Origin of the sequence: Dyadobacter endophyticus, assembly GCF_014641595.1 — a bacterium.
GTDB classification, from domain to species: Bacteria; Bacteroidota; Bacteroidia; order Cytophagales; family Spirosomataceae; genus Dyadobacter; species Dyadobacter endophyticus.
This window is the reverse complement of sequence record NZ_BMIA01000002.1, coordinates 1,483,806-1,498,272: the sequence shown is the minus strand read 5'-3', so window position 1 is coordinate 1,498,272 and position 14,467 is coordinate 1,483,806. Positions and strand designations below refer to the sequence as shown.

11 protein-coding genes are annotated in these 14,467 nt (G+C 49.7%); 9 read left to right on the top strand and 2 right to left on the bottom strand.

Features of this window, described 5'->3' with window-relative positions:
* Nucleotides 1-7: 7 nt before the first annotated feature.
* From IEY24_RS18310 to IEY24_RS18280, 7 genes are all read left to right on the top strand, one after another.
* Complete coding sequence (locus IEY24_RS18310) at nt 8-1,216, top strand: sterol desaturase family protein (RefSeq protein ID WP_188934667.1); 1,209 nt, start codon at nt 8-10, stop codon at nt 1,214-1,216.
* A gap of 211 nt (nt 1,217-1,427) precedes the next feature.
* Nucleotides 1,428-4,526, top strand: coding sequence for a SusC/RagA family TonB-linked outer membrane protein (locus IEY24_RS18305; RefSeq protein ID WP_188934665.1), 3,099 nt, complete (start codon nt 1,428-1,430; stop codon nt 4,524-4,526).
* Between the two features lie 13 nt (nt 4,527-4,539).
* Nucleotides 4,540-6,135, top strand: a complete 1,596-nt coding sequence (locus IEY24_RS18300; protein WP_188934663.1) for a RagB/SusD family nutrient uptake outer membrane protein — start codon at nt 4,540-4,542, stop codon at nt 6,133-6,135.
* An 86-nt stretch (nt 6,136-6,221) separates the two neighbouring features.
* Nucleotides 6,222-7,661: a sulfatase family protein gene (locus IEY24_RS18295; RefSeq protein ID WP_229222586.1), complete on the top strand. Its 1,440-nt coding sequence runs from the start codon at nt 6,222-6,224 to the stop codon at nt 7,659-7,661.
* Between the two features lie 55 nt (nt 7,662-7,716).
* Nucleotides 7,717-7,965: a hypothetical protein gene (locus IEY24_RS18290; protein WP_188934661.1), complete on the top strand. Its 249-nt coding sequence runs from the start codon at nt 7,717-7,719 to the stop codon at nt 7,963-7,965.
* Complete coding sequence (locus tag IEY24_RS18285; RefSeq protein ID WP_188934659.1) at nt 7,962-8,333, top strand: type II toxin-antitoxin system VapC family toxin; 372 nt, start codon at nt 7,962-7,964, stop codon at nt 8,331-8,333. The genes IEY24_RS18290 and IEY24_RS18285 overlap by 4 nt, the downstream gene beginning before the upstream one ends.
* Before the next feature lie 407 nt (nt 8,334-8,740).
* The gene (locus IEY24_RS18280; RefSeq protein WP_188934657.1) at nt 8,741-10,186 is read left to right on the top strand and encodes an arylsulfatase; all 1,446 of its coding nucleotides are present in this window, start codon (nt 8,741-8,743) and stop codon (nt 10,184-10,186) included.
* Between the two features lie 56 nt (nt 10,187-10,242).
* Here the strand turns inward: IEY24_RS18280 and IEY24_RS18275 are convergent, their stop codons facing one another.
* Both IEY24_RS18275 and IEY24_RS18270 read right to left on the bottom strand, forming a co-directional pair.
* On the bottom strand, nt 10,243-10,860 hold the full coding sequence (locus IEY24_RS18275; RefSeq protein WP_188934655.1) for a response regulator: 618 nt from the start codon (nt 10,858-10,860) through the stop codon (nt 10,243-10,245).
* Between the two features lie 16 nt (nt 10,861-10,876).
* Complete coding sequence (locus IEY24_RS18270; protein ID WP_188934653.1) at nt 10,877-12,808, bottom strand: ATP-binding protein; 1,932 nt, start codon at nt 12,806-12,808, stop codon at nt 10,877-10,879.
* A gap of 203 nt (nt 12,809-13,011) precedes the next feature.
* Between IEY24_RS18270 and IEY24_RS18265 the strand changes: the two genes are divergently transcribed.
* Both IEY24_RS18265 and IEY24_RS18260 read left to right on the top strand, forming a co-directional pair.
* Entirely contained in the window at nt 13,012-13,437 is a 426-nt protein-coding gene (locus tag IEY24_RS18265) for a hypothetical protein (protein WP_188934651.1), read from the top strand.
* Between the two features lie 45 nt (nt 13,438-13,482).
* Nucleotides 13,483-14,388 carry a hypothetical protein gene (locus tag IEY24_RS18260; RefSeq protein WP_188934649.1) on the top strand — a complete coding sequence of 302 codons (906 nt, stop codon included), beginning with the start codon at nt 13,483-13,485 and terminating at the stop codon, nt 14,386-14,388.
* The last annotated feature ends 79 nt before the right edge of the window (nt 14,389-14,467 follow it).

The following is a 14,467-nucleotide window of genomic DNA, read 5'->3' as shown; positions in this document are numbered from 1 at the left end:
ATCGGTTATGGCGCTGAACTACATGGCATTGGCCGTTCCATTGTTCCTTTTGCTGATCGGGATTGAATATTGGGTTTCGAAGCGCCTGGGGCGGCAGTTGTTCAATTTTAACAGCTCCATTGCCAATATGAATGTCGGTGTCGCTGAGCGGCTTATTGACATGTTTACCGCCGGGTCGTTTTTCTTTTTTTACGATTATCTTCAAAAAAATTATGGGCTGTTTGAAATCCGGCCGAGCCTGCTCGTCTGGGTCGCGTTGCTGCTCGCTACCGACTTTGTGTGGTACTGGTATCACCGGATGGGGCATAAGATCAACCTGTTTTGGGGGTTTCATGTGGTGCACCATACCAGTGAGGAGTTTAATTATACTGCGGGAACGCGCATTACCATTTTTCAGGCGGTAGTCAGGACCGCCTTCTGGTCGGTTCTGCCGCTGATCGGCTTCCCGGCACCGATGATCACGACGATGCTCATTGTCCATGGACTCTACCCCTTCTTCACACACACGCAGGTGATCGGCAAACTCGGCATTCTCGAATATATATTGGTAACGCCCTCACATCACCGCGTGCACCATGCGAGCAACGAGGCTTACCTCGACAAGAATTTCGGAGATATGTTCATCATTTGGGATAAGCTTTTCGGCACATTTGCCGAGGAAAAAGAGCAGCCCGTTTTTGGCCTTACCAAGCAGCTCGACAGTTACAGTTTCCTTTGGCAGCATTTCCATTTCCTGGTTGAGATCTGGTATTCAGCACAGCAGCAAAAAGGCATTGTTGCAAAGTTAAAAGTCATCTTTGGCAGCCCGGCCGATTTTGATCCTGCCGTCCGGAGGATCGTCGAAAAGCGCTTTTTATCCAAAAATAAAGTACGTGTGCGATCGCAGAAGTTCAGGCGATATGTGCTCGTGCAGTTTACGATTACAGTCATCACTTTGTTTTTTCTCCTGCTTTTTGAACACCAGGAAGAAACGTTCCTTCAAGTGATGGTAGCCCTCGTGATATTCGTAACACTTATCAACTGTGGTGCTATTCTCGAACAACGCCGCTGGGTATTCTACCTCGAATTCGCGCGCGGCGCATTGATCTTCATCACAGCTTACCATTATTTCCCACACCCGACACTGCTGTTCCTGATCTGGGCGGTGCTTATAGGCGGCGTACTATACTTTTCGACTTTGCAAAAGCAGTACCTGCAAACGATCTACGGCCGATGAGTAAAATCGGCCATCTTGTATTTTTTACATAACAAGTAGCAGTAATCCTTAAAAATCGTCCGATTTGTGCAGAATAAGTAAACACAAGTTGCTTGCTGCTGATTCTGTATTTTACTTTGCCTATATATTTAATAGGATTTATAGTTTATTCTAAACCCATTTACAACCACCAATTCCGCTGCCAGACTCCGGCGCCATTTTACTAATTACTATGTTCCAAAATCTATCCAGAAACTCTCTCCTGAGCAGAGGCCGGCTACTTGTGGCCTTGCTGCTCTTTGGGCTCAGCGCCTTCGCCCAGAACATCGCCGTGAAGGGCACCGTTACGTCCGCCGCCGACAATGGTTCGCTGCCTGGCGTCAATATTGTGGTTAAAAACACGCTTACCGGCACCTCGACCGACGCTGACGGTAAGTTTGAGATCAATGCGCCGTCCGGCGGGATCCTGGTTTTCTCCGGGATCGGGTACGTTACCCAGGAAGTGGCGGTGAATGGCCGAACTGCGATCGATATCAAGCTGGCTGCTGACACAAAGCAGTTGGAGGAAGTAGTGGTGGTAGGCTACGGTACGCAAAAACGGAATGCGCTCACTAACTCCGTGTCGCAGATCAGCGGCGAGGCAATTACCAAACGGCCCGCATCGAATATCCAGCAGTCGCTCCAAGGGCTTATGCCCGGCGTAACCGTGCTCGACCAGGGCGGATCGCCTGGCAAGTCGAATACCAATATCCGTGTGCGGGGGATCACCACATTCAATATCAACGGCAGCAGCACCAGTGGTTATGATTTGGGGAAGAACGATGCATTGGTGATCGTCGACGGTATCGAGCAACGCCTGAGCGATATTAACCCGGACGATATCGAATCGGTTTCGGTTTTGAAAGATGCTTCTTCGACTGCCATTTACGGTTCACGCGCGACGAACGGGGTTATTCTCGTCACCACGAAGCGTGCCAAAGGCGGAAAAGTACAGGTGGATTACCACGGGTATTATGCGATCCAGAAATCGAATAATGTGCCTAAAATGATGGGAATCGAGGCTTACATGCGCGAGCAGGTGGCTGCATACACCAATGCGGGCCTGGCAGTTCCGGCGCGTTTTACGGAGCAATCCATTCAGGCGTATGTCAATGCAACCGACCGCGAAAAGTACCCGATGCCCAATACCTGGTTCGAAACGATGCTCCGCTCGGCACCTCAGCAGAACCATACGATTTCCGTAGCAGGCGGGACAGACGTGATTCGCACGCGGCTAAGCGCCCGGTTTCAGGATCAGCAGGGTGTCATTGCGGGTTATTCTAATAAAATCGGTGAATTCCGCTTGAATACGGATTATAATGTTTCGAAACGTTTGCGCGTGAGTGGCGACATTAACTACCGCTATGCACGCGCATTGAACCCGACCGTGAACAACTCCGGCCCTAATCCCCCGCAACCTTTGAATAACTTCTTCCACGGCACCTTATGGGCAGTACCCAAATATGCGGATGGCACTTACGGTTTGAGCACGCAAGGTAACAATCCTTTGATGTTTAACGAAATAGGCGGCCAGTCGCGGCAGGTGACGGATTACCTGGCAGGTTATGTCAAAGCAGAATTTGATATTGCGGAAGGTTTGACATTCTCTACCCAAATCGCTGGTCGGGGCACATTTACGAACCAGAAAAACTACACCAATGCCTACACCAACACCGACAAGAATACCAACATTACCAAAACCGTAGCCATTAACTCACTTACGGAGGTTCGCAATACGCTGCGGGAATACACGATCAACAACTTGCTTACCTATGAAAAAAGCTTCGGCGATCACGGTTTGAAAGCATTGGTGGGTTACTCGCAGATCGGTAATACGCAGACTTTCCTTTCGGCTTACCGCGAGCGGTTCTATAATAATGATATCGGGTCGATAGGCCAGGGAGCGAATGATGGCACCAAAAGCAATACAGGTAACGATGCCGAATATGGACTGCGCTCTTATTTCGGCCGGGTTAATTATGATTATAAAGAGAAATACCTTTTCGAAGCGAATGGTCGCTACGATGGTTCTTCCAAATTTACCGGGTCGAAACAGTATAGTTTTTTTCCTTCGTTCTCGGCAGGATGGCGTATTTCGAAGGAAAATTTCTGGGAGGGACTTGAAAAAACTGTCAATGACCTGAAACTGCGCGGTTCGTGGGGCATTACCGGAAACCAGTCGGTGGATCTGTACAGCTACTACTCCGCATTGACGGCCCTCGGATACAGCTTCGGCGGCACGCCGGTGCAAGGTTACCGTCCGACTACATTGGCCAACACCGGCCTCGGCTGGGAGTCGACTACGCAGCTTGACCTGGGTATCGACGCGACTTTCCTCAACAAACGCCTCACATTCACTGCCGACTACTACCGCAAGCTCACCGACGACATTCTCCTGAACCTCGACATTCCCGCGACCATCGGTTTGAAAGCGCCCCCTCAGAATGCGGGATCGGTGGAAAATAAGGGTTGGGAGTTCAGCCTCAACTATCGTGGTGCAGCGAGTACTTCGGGTTTCCGCTATACGCTCGGCGGGAACCTGAGTATTAACGAAAACAAAGTCACAGATCTGAAAGGCACCGGCCCATACATTACCGGCTCCGACATCGACCCGCGTTACATCATTGCCAAAGGGCTGCCGATCAATACGCTCTGGGGTTATCAGACCGACGGTTTGTTCCAGACCCAGCAGGAAATCACCGAATACAAAGCTACCTACGCGGCCAATACCAAGCCGGGCGACGTGAAATATGTGGATCGTAACGGGGACGGCAAGATCAACGCCGACGATATGACCGTAATCGGTAACTCGTTCCCGAAATACACATTCGGTTTGAATAGTGATTTCTCCTACAAAGGTTTCGATCTGAGCATTCTCTTCCAGGGTGCTGCGAAGGTAGATGCGCGTCTGGCGGGTGCGTTGGCAGAGATGGGTAACCAGGAAGGTTTTACCCACGAGATATACACCAACAATTACTGGACGCCGGAAAATACCGGCGCACGCTTCCCTCGCCCAACCAAATTCGACCTCCGCAATGTGGCTACTTCCGACCGTTTGGTAATTGACGGCTCTTACCTGCGTCTCAAAAACGTGCAGCTGGCCTACAACATTCCGTCCGAGATCGTGAGCAAACTGCATGTGAGCCGCATTCGTGTTTACACTTCCGCTACTAACCTGCTTACATTTTCGAAACTAAATGACTGGAACCTCGACCCCGAAGTGCCATCCGGCCGCGCCGTGTATTTCCCGCAGACCGCCTTGTACACATTTGGGTTGAACCTCTCATTCTGACCGCATTGATTTTATGAAAACAAATACATTCAAACATACCATTTACGCGGGTATCGCCGCTCTGATACTGGGCCTGGCCTCCTGCGATTCGGGCCTGCTCGAAACCGTTCCCAACGATCGCCTTTCCGAAGATTTGTTCTGGAAAACCGAAAGTGACGCCAAACTGGCCGTTAACTCGCTCTACACCGACCTCGACAGCACGACAGCCGTAACCTGGGATGGTATTACCGACCTTGGGCATACCAACCAGAGCTTTAATGTGGCCGCCTACATCGAAGCGGGAAGCTACGATGCGACAAGTTCCGTGATTTATGATGAATGGAAAAGGGCATACCGCGGCATTCGCGGTGTGAATTATTTCCTGGAAAACGTCGATAAAGTGCCAAGTACCAACACCGCACTGATCAACCAGTTGAAAGGCGAAGCGAAGGCATTGCGGGCATATCATTACCTGAAACTGGCCGGATTGTTTGGCCCGGTACCGCTGGTTATCTCGTCGATCAGCATCGACGAAGGCCGCGCGCTCACCAATACGCCGGCGGAGGAAGTATGGGATTTTGTGGAAAAGGAATTGACGGAAGCAGCTGCATTGCTGCCCACCACCTATGGCGCTGCCGATAAGGGCCGCTTTACCAAAGGTGCCGCGCTCGGGCTGCTCGCCCGTGCGAACCTGTATGCGGGACGTTACCAGAAAGCTGCCGATGCGGCCGACCAGGTAATCAAGCTGGGTGTGTATGGTTTGTATGACTCGTATGAAAAGTTGTACAGCTATGCGGCTGAAAATAATAAGGAAGTGTTGCTCGATAAGCAGTATTTGAAGGATGTTTCTCAAAACAATGTTTTCAACCTGCTCGCGCCATACAGCCAGAAGAATGCACAAAGTACTTATGTTCCTACCAAAGCGTTGGTAGATACTTATGAAACGTTGGAAGGCAAGAAGATCACCGATCCTTCGAGCGGCTATGATCCCGCGAAACCCTATGTGAACCGCGATCCTCGCCTGAAATTCTCGGTATTCCTCGAAGGCGACGCATTACCCAGCGGCATTACCTTCCAGCCCCGCCCGACAAGCGGAACGGCCGATGCGATCGGTAGCACTTACATCGCTTCAACAACCGGTTTTAATATTAAAAAGTACATTAATACCGAAGATTTCGCGAACCCGACCAACAGCGGTATCAACATTGTCCTGCTGCGTTATGCGGAAATATTGCTGACTTATGCTGAGGCCAAAATCGAGCTCGGGCAGGTTGATGCGAGCGTGCTGGCGGCTATTAACCAGGTAAGAAACGGGCGTACGGATGTGAAGCAGCCTTCGGTAACGGCCGGAACCCAGGCTGCGTTGCGCGAAATCGTAAGGCGGGAGCGGACTGTGGAGCTGGCATTTGAAGGCCAGCGGATCTTCGATATCCGCCGCTGGAAGATCGGGGAGCAGGTTATGAACGGGCCGGTGTTTGGTATTACTTATCCGGACAATACCGGCAAGCTCGTCACGGTGCAAGCGGCATCGTCCGATCGGGTTTTCGATGCGAGCCGTCACTACCTCTGGCCAATGCCGCAAAAGGAACGCGATTTGAACCCGAACCTGCAACAAAATCCGAACTGGTAATTACTTTTGAGCTATGCGCAGTTTGGCACCAAGGAGGAACTTGGCGCCAAACTACGCCAGCATTTACCTAAAACCAACCTTAAAATATGTTTCGAATATTTTCTCTGCTGCTGGTATCGATGGGCTTGTGTCTGTTGATGGCTTTCCAATCCGAAAAACCAGCAGCAAAAACACCCAACATCGTCCTCTTTTTTATCGACGACCTCGGCTACGGCGACCTATCCGTGAATGGTGCAATGGGCTACAAAACGCCTAATCTCGACAAAATGGCCCAAGAGGGTACCCGTTTTACCAACTTCATGGCCGCGCAGGCCGTGTGTAGCGCATCCCGTGCCGCATTGCTGACGGGTTGTTATCCAAACCGTCTGGGCATTTCGGGAGCATTCGGACCGAATGCCGGGGTCGGGCTTAATCCAAAGGAAGAAACGATCGCCGAAATTGTGAAAGCGCAAGGTTATGCCACCGGTATTTTCGGTAAGTGGCATTTGGGCAGCGACCAGGAGTTTCTGCCTTTGCAGCAAGGTTTTGATGAATATTACGGAGTGCCTTATTCGCACGACATGTGGCCGCTGCACCCCTGGCAGGAGCGGGCCAAATATCCGCCGCTGCATTGGATCGACGGCAACAAGCCGGTGAAGGAGATCAAAAACCTCGAAGATGCCAGCGAACTGACGCCGGTGATTACCGAAAAAGCAATTTCATTTATCAAACGAAACAAAAACAAGCCTTTCTTCCTCTACGTACCGCATCCGCTCCCGCACGTGCCCCTGGCCGCATCCGCGAAATTCCGTGGTAAAAGCGAAAGAGGGATTTTCGGTGACGTAATGATGGAACTTGATTGGTCAGTAGGGGAGATTATGAAGGAACTGAAAGCGCAGGGATTGGACAACAATACGCTCGTGATCTTTACCAGCGATAACGGCCCATGGCTCAACTACGGCGACCACGCCGGTTCTGCAGGCGGTTTTCGCGAGGGAAAAGGAACGTCGTTCGAAGGTGGCCAACGCGAGCCATGCATTATGCGCTGGCCGGGTGTGATCCCGGCGGGAAGGGTTTCCAATAAACTCCTCTCTACGCTCGACGTTCTGCCCACCATCGCGAAACTGACCAATGCGAAATTGCCGAAAGAAAAAATCGACGGTCTCGATTTCTCAGCATTGCTCAAAGGTGACGAAAGCCAGACGCCGCGCGAAAGTTTCCTGTATTATTACCGTAAAAATAGCCTCGAAGCCGTTCGCAAAGGCAACTGGAAACTCGTTTTCGCGCACCCGGGACGCACATATGAAGGTTCACTTCCTGGCAAAAACGGCCAACCCGGCCCAGCGCCGGAGGATCATCAATTTCCGCGGGCATTATATAACCTGGCCCGCGACCCGGGCGAACGTTACGACGTGCTGGAACAAAACCCGGAAATTGTAGCGGAACTGGAAAAGATCGCCGATGCCGCACGCGACGATATGGGGGACGACTTGCAGCAAAAGGCAGGAAAAAACGTTCGGGAAATAGGGCGTGCCGTTCGGAAGTAAGGATTGGATTTCAGGAGTACTTGTTTTAAATTTACTTGACATGTAAATTAAAGCCATGGGTACTCCTGTCATTTCTCAAAAAGATTTCGATGCATTGAAGAAGGAAAACGAATTGCTTAAAAGGCAATTAGAAGCCTTGCATGACAAAGATGTCAGGGACAAGCTGGAATGGGCATATCACCTGTTCCAGGAATCCTCAAATGCCTCAAAACTCGAATTGAAGAGGGGCTCAGGCAAAAGCATTATATCTCGCGTTCCCGATAATTTCACGGATGAACTAACGGATTTTAATGCGCTCGAATGAACATACTCCTTGATACCCACATACTTCTGTGGTTTTTAACAGACGACAACAGGCTGAGTCAGGCGCATATTAACCTGATCGAAAATAAACAGAATGAGCTGTTTTTCAGTATCGGTTCACTTTGGGAAATCGCAATAAAAGCGGGTTTGTTGAAACTTTCAATCCCTAATCCTATCGATCGCTTGGTTCCTGCTGAGGTCCATCTGATCGAAATTAAAATCTCACATTTAGAAGCATATCAATTGCTTCCGTCAATTCACAAAGATCCTTTTGACAGGTTGTTGATTGCACAATCCCAAGTTGAGGATTTTTGGTTGCTCACTGACGATGGCAAATTCGACGGGTACCCTGTGAAATTGCTTAAATAGGTGCAGGAAGTTAACCGTTAATCAAATAAATTCTTTTCGGCGCATTTGCTAGTTTAAAGTATTTATCTTTACTTTGTCTATCAAATAAGTAGATTATATCGGTCTTCCGATTGGCGATATTCAGAACGTATCTGCTTTTCCGATACCCTAAGAGACAGTCCTGGCGCGACTTGCCGGAATTTTCGGTGGTTGTCAATTCATGCCGGTCGTCCGGGCTGTCGTAGGGTATCGGAAACAAAGATACATCGCAATTTGCTTATTATGCTCCCGGTTCCCGGATTTTAAAGATCTGCCATTACCTCTGCCGAAACAGGCGCTTTCTCCCAATTTCGAAGACGCATACAGCGTTAAATTCAAGTAATCCAAGGGTTGCAATGTCTTTCTGAAGTGTATTAATCTAATCCCCAATGAAAAAGTATTGTTTTCTGGTTTCCCTCCTTGCCACAACGTTCTTACACCAAAATTCCCAAGCTCAAACCCCTAAGCCTTCACGCCCGAATATTGTTTTCATTCTCGCCGATGACCTCGGCTATGGCGATGTGGGTTTCAATGGACAAGTACTTATTAAAACGCCCAATATCGACCGTCTTGCACGGGAAGGGATGATTTTTAACCAGTTTTATGCCGGTACTTCGGTTTGCGCGCCATCGCGGTCGTCGCTGCTCACGGGTCAGCATACCGGGCATACGTATATCCGTGGAAATAAGGGCGTTGAGCCTGAAGGGCAGCAGCCTATTGCCGACTCCGTGGTCACGCTCGCAGAAGTACTCAAAAAGTCGGGGTACGTGACTGCGGCTTTCGGGAAGTGGGGTTTAGGTCCCGTCGGGTCGCAGGGCGATCCCAATAAGCAAGGTTTTGATCGTTTCTATGGATACAATTGCCAGAGCCTTGCGCACCGTTACTATCCCGAACATCTTTGGGACAACAGCAAAAAAATACCACTGGAAGGTAACAAAGGCCTCATTCACAACAAGGATTACGCACCGGATCTGATCCAGAAAAAGGCACTTAGTTTTGTGGATGCGCAGGACGGTAAGCAGCCTTTCTTCTTGTTTTTGCCTTACATTCTTCCACATGCCGAGCTGGTTGTGCCGGACGACAGCCTTTTTAGGTACTATAAGGGTAAATTTGATGAAAAGCCCTACAAAGGAGCTGATTACGGTCCCAGGGCTACCGATGGCGGTTATGCATCCCAGGAGTTTCCCCGCGCGACTTTCGCAGCGATGGTCGCACGCCTGGATTTGTATGTAGGGCAGGTAGTAAGCAAATTGAAGGAAAAAGGCCTCGATAAAAATACATTGATCATTTTCACCAGCGATAACGGCCCCCATATAGAAGGAGGAGCCGATCCGAAATTCTTCAATAGCAGTGCAGGTTTCCGGGGTGTGAAACGTGACTTGTATGAAGGCGGTATTCGAGAGCCATTTGCCGCACGCTGGCCTGCGGTTATCAAGCCGGGTTCGAAAAGCGACTATATCGGGGCATTCTGGGACATTCTGCCAACTTTTGCTGAGCTGGCCAATGCATCGGCGCCTCGTAATATCGACGGCATTTCATTTACAGATGCTCTCAAAGGCAAGCCGACGCAAAAAAAGCACGATTATTTGTATTGGGAATTCCACGAACAAGGTGGAAGGCAGGCGGTACGCCAGGGCAACTGGAAGGCGGTCCGATTGAAAGCGGCAGGTAATCCCGATGCGCTGGTTGAGCTCTACGATCTTTCAAAAGACCCGCAGGAAAAAAGCAATGTGACGCCCCAGTTTCCCGATAAGGCCAAAGAGCTGGGCCAAATCATGAACCGGGCGCATGTTTCGTCGGCAATTTTCCCGTTTGGTAGCTTGGCGACGAACTAACCAAAGAAGCCCTGGTCATCCACAAAATGATCAGGGCTTCTTTGGTTAGTGGGATTTTAAATCAACCCCAACCCCGCTGCCAGCTTGATCAGCGAAGCGGTATTTGACACTTCGAATTTGATCAGCAGATTTTGTCGGTGGCTATTGACCGTGGTAACACTTATGAACAATTGTTCCGCGATCTGAGGGTTGGTAAGCCCTTCCGCAATCAAAACCAATACTTCTTTTTCACGTCTCGTTAAAAACGGCACCGTTTTAGGTGCAGCAGCAGGCGTTACCTGGTCGAACTGAACATTCATGAAATAGCCGCCGGCTTGCACCTGCGTGATGGCCTCGAGGATATCTTCTTTGCCCGAACTTTTGATCAAATACCCCGAGGCCCCGTTCTGGATCATGCGCGAAACGTAGGCGCGTTCGTTGAAGGTGCTCAATGCGAGTGTTTTAACCTCAGGAAACTGGTCTTTCACCTTCTTGCATAGGTCGATACCGCTGATATCGGGGAGGTTGATGTCGAGAAATGCGATGTCGACTTCATTACTTTTCAGGAACGCGATGGCGTCGATGGCGTTGGTAGCCGTTCCTACGACTTTCACTTCGTCCACGTCCGCGAGCAGCGATTTCAGTCCTTCCAGTACCAGCGGGTGATCGTCTACGATGAGGATTCTGACACTCATAAGTTCTTTTTTGGGGTTAAAGTACGATTTCAACAAGTACCGAAGTGCCTTCGCCCGGTTTCGACTGGATGTCGAGGGTACCGTTCAGGTAGTCGACGCGGGCCTGAACATTGCGAAGGCCTGCACCCTTGTTTTGTTCGAGGTTTTTGATATCAAACCCTTTCCCATTGTCTTCCACGGTTACGCTCACATTGTTTTCAACCCAGGTAAGCTGCACCTGCGCTTCCGTAGCGTCGGCATATTTGAGCACGTTGTTGAGCAGTTCCTGGATAATGCGGTAAAGCACGACTTCTACCTGCGAATCGAGACGTTTGTCGTCGAAGCCGAACGCCTGCATATTCACTTTCAGTCTGCCCGACGCGCTGATGCCTTCACAAAAATCGCTCAGGGCGTCGATTAATCCGAACCGTACGAGCGATTCGGGCATCATGCTGTGGGCTACGCGGCGCATTTCGCTGATGGCACCGTCGAGTTGGGTTAGGGCCCTGGTAAACGTCATGGCGCTTTCCTCGGGCAGGATTACGTTTCCTTTCACGGAATTCAAAGTTAGTTTAATGCCTGATAATAGTCCGCCCAGACCGTCGTGCAGGTCGCGGGCCACGCGGGTGCGTTCTTCTTCCTGTCCTTTCAAAATAGAATTGGTGGCTACCAATTGTTTTTCCTGCTGCAATTGCAGCACCTCCTGCTCGGCTACGCGCCGGCGGAAAGCAATGTTCCTGTAAACCAGGATAGCGATCACAAGCAGCCCGACGAGCCCGGCGATGAGGCCGTAAATCAGTGTATTACGGGTTTGCTTCTCTTTTTCGAGTGTAACGATCTTGTTTTCCTTCTGAGCGGTCAGGTATTTGGTATCGAGTTCCTGCAACTGTTTTTGAATATCGATTCCTTGAATGGAGTCGTTCATGATCGAGTACTTCATCAGGTACTCGTAGGCCGCCTTGTAGTTGTTCTGCCGTGCAAGGTCGGTCGCGTAATCTTCATAAAGCTCCACCAAATGGTCGGTCATATTGTTGGCTTCGGCGATTGTGAGCGCTTCCTTCGTGTATTTAGCCGACAGGTCTATTTTATTGGCATCTTCCGCGAGGAACATCAATGCACGGAGGCAATCGAGTTCGAGAAACACATTGCCTGATTTCCGGGCGAGGTCAAGCCCTTTCTGGCCATAGACCCACGCTTCGTCAAGATTTTTCAAAAGTCGGTTGGTGCGGCAAAGGCCGGCGTAAGCCTGGGTAATGAAAATATCGGAATGGATTTTTTCAGCGACCACCAACCCTTCCTTGAAATGCGCGAGAGCGTCGTTATACCTTTTCAGATTGAAATAACAGCCGCCAATGTTGGTAAGAATATCCGCCAGTTGCAGGCTGTCCTTCATCGGGCGTGCCAGTTGCAATGCTTTTTGCTTGTACACTACCGACTTATTGAACAGGTTGGCGTGCTCGAAAGCTGTTCCGATACTGATGTAAAGCCGGGGCAAAAACTCCTTCATGCCCAGTTTATCGAATTGGCTGGCGGCCTGCTGGTAGTATTGTATTGCCTGCCTGAAATTACCCATGTAGGTGTAGCTGGCTGCGATGTTGTTGAGGCTCTTGCCGATGTTCACCTGGTGCTTCATGCGCTTGGCTATTTCCAGGCTTTCGCGGTTCAATTTCAGCCCTTCCTCGAATTTTCCTTGCAAATTCAGGATGTAGGTGTAGTTGGAACGGAACTTGAACCGGCCGGTATCGTAGTTGAGCTGCTCGCTTAGTGCGTCCGCTTTGAGGTAATATTTACCTGCGCTATCGAGGTTGTGGTTTTCATAATACTGCCCGTATTCAATGTAAGCCAGTACCCGGTTGGTATCCTGCCTGCTGGTCTGAAGTCGTTTCAGAATGGCGACGGGATCTGGGTTTTGTGCAAATGCCGCGCTGCAAAAAAAGACTAATAAAAGTGCTCGTAAATATAATTTCATCGGACCCGGAGAGTAGAATGGATTGGAAAATTACGGTGGCAAAAGTCTGAAATAAAACCTTTTAATAATATCCTATAAACATATGATTTTTCAAAAATCATGCTTTTATAGGATTGATCCCGGCCTTCCGGATAGGCTACCTTTGTGATGTCGGAAGGCAAAAGATTATCTCATCCATTATCCATTTCAAATCAAATACAGCCATGAAAAAGATTACATTTTTGAAAAACATTTTTGCTCTGTTGTTGCTTAGCACGTTGATGTTCGCTTGTGAGGACAAAGACAAGGACGTATCCCCGGAATTGAGTTCGAAAGCAGCAGGGATTTACAAGGTTACCAAGCTTACCGTCGACGGAAAAGATTATCCTCTCGATATCGCCAAAGCAAGCATTACCATCGAGCTAGACAAGTTCTCTTCCGATGTAGTTACCGGAAAAATGAAAATGACCATAGACGGCGACCGCGAACCGGATGAAAACCTCGGAACTTTGAACCTCAAAAATGCCGGCAGTACAGGAATCGATATTTATGAGGGGACCGACAAAGTGGGGAATGTGAAGGACGATAAGCTCAACATCTTCGTGGTCTTCGAAGGCGACGAATACGAGATGGCCGCAACCCGGCAATAGCAGGATCTTTGCAATTATAGATTACCCTTGATTACAATTACAGCCATGAAAAATAGAATAGTACCCTTTTTCCTCTACACATTCTGCATTGCGTTCCTGAATTTTACTTTCAGCGATGAGTTTGAAGAATACGGAATCAGCCAGAAGGATATTCAGAACCGCCTTTGGAATGGTTTGCAGGCGCCTTCGGTAAGCGTGCCGTACTTTGGAAGTTCTGTGAAATCGGCGTGCCGCTCGCTGGCACCGGACGCTCAGGCGACGGCGATTAAGAAGGCGGGTGGTTTTGTGAAGACTTATTTCAATTCGGAGGACTTCCAAAAGCGTTATACAGAATCGATCGCGAAAAAGTACCCGAAACTTGAAACGGCCGTTAGCGAGCAACGCAAGGCGGAAATTCGTGCCAACCGTTTGAAAGGCGTGCAGGGGTTGCAGGCCAAGGATATGGAACCGGTGGTGGACATTCAGATCCAGTCGGCGGAGACATTTGCAGGCATGGAAAGTATGCTTAGCAGCATCCCGGCCGAGCAGCGCGCGGATTTTAAGAAGCAGATCGAAGACGGCAAACGCAATGCGGCATTCTTCAAAAAGATCAAACCGCTTTTGAAAACCAATATGGAGGAGTTCAGAAAGCAGTATGCCGAGTATCTGGCGGCTGACGAGATCCGGCAGTCGGAGCAGACGCTGGCACGGAATGCGAAGAGCAATGCAGATGAGTACGAGAAGCTGAAAGATCCGAAAAAGGTACTTACCGCCCGCCTCACCGACTTCCTCAATCAAAGCAAGGCTGTGGATTTTGCGGCGCAGACGAAGGAAGTGAACGGTCGCAGGAAGTTTGTGAATGCAGCTTACGAAGGCAAAAGCGATGTGTGGAAGTTTTGTTACCGCATGGGCGCGGCGCCCACCAACACCGCTCGTGCGTTCGCACAGCAATGGCTTACCGAGTTGAAATAAATTGGTTTATATAGAATCGACAGAGAGGTGTCATTGATGCCTTTTCTGTCTGATCCGTGGCTGACAGCGCGTTACTGTC

What these genes read in the sequence shown, in the direction of transcription:
- IEY24_RS18310 (WP_188934667.1), top strand. Translation starts at nt 8, where the DNA reads ATGGCGCTGAACTACATGGCATTGGCCGTTCCATTGTTCCTTTTGCTG.
- IEY24_RS18305 (WP_188934665.1), top strand. Translation starts at nt 1,428, where the DNA reads ATGTTCCAAAATCTATCCAGAAACTCTCTCCTGAGCAGAGGCCGGCTA.
- IEY24_RS18300 (WP_188934663.1), top strand. Translation starts at nt 4,540, where the DNA reads ATGAAAACAAATACATTCAAACATACCATTTACGCGGGTATCGCCGCT.
- IEY24_RS18295 (WP_229222586.1), top strand. Translation starts at nt 6,222, where the DNA reads ATGTTTCGAATATTTTCTCTGCTGCTGGTATCGATGGGCTTGTGTCTG.
- IEY24_RS18290 (WP_188934661.1), top strand. Translation starts at nt 7,717, where the DNA reads ATGGGTACTCCTGTCATTTCTCAAAAAGATTTCGATGCATTGAAGAAG.
- IEY24_RS18285 (WP_188934659.1), top strand. Translation starts at nt 7,962, where the DNA reads ATGAACATACTCCTTGATACCCACATACTTCTGTGGTTTTTAACAGAC.
- IEY24_RS18280 (WP_188934657.1), top strand. Translation starts at nt 8,741, where the DNA reads ATGAAAAAGTATTGTTTTCTGGTTTCCCTCCTTGCCACAACGTTCTTA.
- IEY24_RS18275 (WP_188934655.1), bottom strand. Translation starts at nt 10,860, where the DNA reads ATGAGTGTCAGAATCCTCATCGTAGACGATCACCCGCTGGTACTGGAA.
- IEY24_RS18270 (WP_188934653.1), bottom strand. Translation starts at nt 12,808, where the DNA reads ATGAAATTATATTTACGAGCACTTTTATTAGTCTTTTTTTGCAGCGCG.
- IEY24_RS18265 (WP_188934651.1), top strand. Translation starts at nt 13,012, where the DNA reads ATGAAAAAGATTACATTTTTGAAAAACATTTTTGCTCTGTTGTTGCTT.
- IEY24_RS18260 (WP_188934649.1), top strand. Translation starts at nt 13,483, where the DNA reads ATGAAAAATAGAATAGTACCCTTTTTCCTCTACACATTCTGCATTGCG.